Annotated in this window: 3 protein-coding genes; 2 read left to right on the top strand and 1 reads right to left on the bottom strand. The window is 63.6% G+C overall.

What is annotated here, in order from left to right:
• Positions 1-1189 (bottom strand): Na/Pi cotransporter family protein (locus tag EOA85_RS29360; protein ID WP_164759959.1); only part of this gene is annotated, 1189 nt, incomplete at its 3' end.
• 391 nt (positions 1190-1580) lie between these two features.
• Between EOA85_RS29360 and EOA85_RS29355 the strand changes: the two genes are divergently transcribed.
• Both EOA85_RS29355 and dnaG read left to right on the top strand, forming a co-directional pair.
• Complete coding sequence (locus tag EOA85_RS29355; protein ID WP_127212089.1) at positions 1581-1946, top strand: RcnB family protein; 366 nt, start codon at positions 1581-1583, stop codon at positions 1944-1946.
• 155 nt (positions 1947-2101) lie between these two features.
• Complete coding sequence (dnaG, locus tag EOA85_RS29350) at positions 2102-4078, top strand: DNA primase (protein WP_127212088.1); 1977 nt, start codon at positions 2102-2104, stop codon at positions 4076-4078.
• Positions 4079-4080 lie beyond the last annotated feature (2 nt).

Genomic DNA, 4080 nt, shown 5'->3' with positions numbered 1-4080 from the left:
CCTTGGCCAGATAGAGCTTTATCGCTGCGTGCTTCTTGTCGACGCGGTCGTCGAGCGCGGCCAGCGCCTTGATCTTGTCGGCGTCGGCGCTCTCGTAGAGCTCGATGATGCGCTTCAGCATGATCTCGACCGTCTCGCAGACCCGCACCACCTCACGGGTGGCGTTGGCCAGCGCCTGGCTCGGCACATCCAGCGCGCTGTCGTTGAGCGCGGACAGCTCGACGACGTCGAGCGCTTCGGCCGGCGCCGGTTTGGTGCCGAGCGCCACGATCTTTTCCGAAGCGCGGTAGACGAGGCCGGCCAGCGGCAGGCCGGCAACCAGGATCAGAATGTTGAACAGGATATGTGCGTTGACGATCTGGTCGGGCACGGTGGCGCCGAGAAAGGCGACCGGCGGCTTCAACCACAGGAACAGGATCAGCATGGCTAGAGAGCCCATGCCGCGCATCAGGAGATTGCCGATCGGTACGACACGCACCCCCCGCTCCGCATTGCGGGTGAGCAGCGGCGCGATGATCGACGAACCCAGATTGACGCCGAGCACCAGCACGATGCCCAGTTCGGGCGGGATGAAGCCACGGCCGGCGAGCGTCACCATCAGCAGCACCGCGGCGATCGAGGAATGAAACAGCCAGGTGACCAGCGCCGCCAGCAGATAGGCGGTGACCGGGTCGCCGGAGAAGTAATCGACGACGACCGGCATCAGCGTGCTCTGGCGCAGCGGCTCCGATGCCTGGCCGATCATCTCCAGCGACAACACCAGCAGGCCGATGCCGACCAGGATCCGGCCGAACTGGCGCCAGTCGCGCCGCTCGGTGGCCATGAACATGACGGTGCCGGCGACAAGACAGACCGGCACCAGCAGCGACAGGTCGAAGGTGAGCAGCTTGACCACCAGTGCCGAGCCGATCTCGGCGCCCCGCACGGCAAGCTGGCCCGATAAGCCGCTGACGATGCCGGCGCCGGCGAAGGAGCCGACCAGCAAGGTGACGGCGGTGGAGCTTTGCAGCGCGATCGCCAGGCCGCAGCCGGCCAGAACCGCCATAAAAGGATTGCGCATGGTCGCGCGCAGCTTGTGGCGCAGCACATCGCCATAGGCGCGCTCGACACCTGTCTTCACCAAGCGGGTGGCAAACAGCATCAGCGCCACCGCGCCGGCAAGATCCAGCAAAACGACCGAACCGCTCATGTCAGACTCGCATTCCGACAGGCGACAGCGATACGGGCGCCGTGGCGGCACAGAGGTAAAAGAGGGGGCGAATCAAGGACATTGCAAAGGTCGATACTACTCCGATTACTTTTAGCCGGATAATAAATTTTGCCCAATTCGGCCGGCTATTGGTGCGCGACAGGGTGTGTCGGAAATGGATGGATCGCAAAATGGTTGCATTGCCGGCCGGCTTCTGGATGGTGGCGCGGTCGAGTGCCGACGACCCCGTCAAATCCGGTTTGATCTGAGTGTTGAATTAGCTGTCGTAAATACATGAAATCATTACGAAAATGTAATCCGTGTGTTCAGTTTCGGTTCATTCTTCGGGCTCTATTGCTTGGGCATCGGCAACCAAAGGAGTACCCCCGTGATGAAACGCATCATTCTTTCCGCAGTCGCCCTCTCTATGCTGGCTGCCACGTCCCTGCAGGGCAAGGCAGCGCCGCTGAACGCGCCAAATGCACCCCAGTCGAACTACAGCCAGGTCGACTGGAAGAAGCCGGACAGGCACGTGAAGAAGCGCGTCGCGGTGAAGAAGAAAGTCGTCGTGAAGAGGAACCATTGGCGCAATGGCCAGAAATATTCCAGCTGGAAGCGCCACCAGCCGATCCGCGACTATCGCCACTATGGCCTGCGTCGTCCGAGCCGTGGCCAGGAATGGATCCGCGTCGGCAACGACTATCTCCTGGTCGGCGTCGTCTCCGGCATCATCTTCGGCGCGATCGACGCGCACTGATCGTCCAAATTTCCACCGGCACTATGCCGGGATAGGAAAGAAGGCGGCCCGCAGCGGCCGTCTTCTTTTGCCCTGTGAAAACCGGGTATGGTCCGCATTAGGAGTCGTCGGGTTTCGCCGGTGTGATTATATGGAGGACAAACGAGCCGTTCCCAATGCGCTTTCCACCTGCCTTCCTCGACGAGATACGCGACCGCGTGCCGATTTCATCGGTGATCGGCCAGCGCGTGGCGTGGGATAGGAAGAAGACCAACGCGCCGCGCGGCGACTATTGGGCGTGCTGCCCCTTCCATGGCGAGAAGAGCCCGTCCTTCCATTGCGAGGACAAGAAGGGCCGCTATCATTGCTTCGGCTGCTCGGTTTCGGGCGACCACTTCAAGTTTCTCACCGAACTCGACGGGATGAGCTTTCCCGAAGCGGTCGAGAAGATCGCCGACATGGCGGGCGTGCCGATGCCGGTGCGCGATGCCCAGGAGGAACGGCGCGAAAAGGAACGCGCCAGCCTGACCGAAATCATGGAAATGGCGACTGCCTTCTTCCAGGAGCGGCTGCAGGGACCGGAAGGCGCAAAAGCCCGCGCCTATCTGCGCGACCGCGGGCTGACACCGGCAACGCAGCAGTCGTTCCGGCTCGGCTATGCGCCCGACAGCCGCAACGCGCTGAAGGAGCATCTTGCCGCGAACGGCGTGCCCAAGGCCGATATCGAGGCATGCGGGCTGGTGCGCCACGGCGACGACGTCCCGGTCTCCTACGACTGGTTCCGCGACCGCATCATGTTCCCGATCCCGGATTCCAGAGGCAAGATAATCGCCTTTGGCGGGCGGGCGCTGGCTGCCGATGCGCTCGCCAAATACATGAATTCGCCCGACACCGAGCTCTTCCACAAGGGCAATGTGCTCTACAATTTCGCCCGTGCGCGCCAAGCACTGGGAAAGGGGGCGCTGGCCAAGGGCGGCACGGTCATCGCCGTCGAGGGCTATATGGACGTGATCGCGCTGGCGCAGGCCGGTTTCGAGAATGTCGTCGCGCCGCTCGGCACCGCGCTGACCGAAAACCAGCTCGAACTCCTGTGGCGCATGGCCGGCGAGCCGGTGCTGTGCTTCGACGGCGACCAGGCCGGACTGAAGGCGGCATGGCGCGCCGCCGACATGGCGCTGCCGGCGGTTCAGGCAGGCCGCTCGGTGCGCTTTGCGCTTCTGCCAGAAGGCAAGGACCCCGACGATCTGGTCAAGGCCGACGGGCCGGACGCGTTTCGCGCAGTGCTTTCCGAGGCGCGGCCGCTCGCCGACCTTTTGTGGGTGCGCGAAACGGCCGGCGGCATCTTCGACACGCCGGAGCGGCGGGCGGAACTGGAAAAGACGCTGCGCGAACTGACCAGCCGCATCCGTGATGAGAGCTTGCGCTACCACTACCAACAGGAAATGCGCGAGCGAGTGCTAAGCTTTTTCGGCACCCAGCGCAGCGCGCGCCAAGGTTATCAAGGCGGGCGCCAAGATGCGCGGCCCGGTGGGCGCTTTCAGGGCAAGGGCTCCGCTCCTGGCGGACAGTTCGCACGCGGCGGCAATGCCGGCGGACGCACCGCGATCACCGAAAGCCTCGGCCGCTCGGCGCTTGTCAAGCGCGGCAGTGAGGGGATGTCGGTGCGCGAGGCGACGATCATCGCAGCTCTTGTCAATCATCCGGCGCTGATCGACGAGAATTTCGAACATGTCGAGTTCCTCGACCTCGCCAATACCGATCTGAAGCGGCTGCATGCGGCGATCCTCGATGCGATGGCGCATGACATGGCCAACGACCGCGACGCGGTGATCGCGACGATCCAACGGGCCGGCTGCGGCGAGATCTGGGCGCGCGTGGTGGCGCTGATCAAACGGGCTCGGCAGTGGCCGGCGCTGGAAACAGCCGGACTTGACGATGCCCGCGACGCCTTCAGCCAGGCGCTCCACTTGCAGCGCAGCGCGCGCACCTTACATAAGGAGCTGAAACAGGCGGAAGCGGCGCTCGCCAGCGATCCCACAGACGAAAACTACCGGCATCTCGTCGAGATCCAGGCGCAATTTCGTGATGTGCAAGCAACGGAAGCGCTGATCGACGGGTTCGGTGTGTCATCGGGCAGGGCCGGGCGGGTGTAGGT

Source organism: Mesorhizobium sp. M5C.F.Ca.IN.020.29.1.1 (assembly GCF_003997375.1).
Lineage (GTDB): Bacteria > Pseudomonadota > Alphaproteobacteria > Rhizobiales > Rhizobiaceae > Mesorhizobium > Mesorhizobium wenxiniae.
Note: the sequence above shows the minus strand (reverse complement) of the source record. Positions and strands in the feature narration are given on the sequence as shown.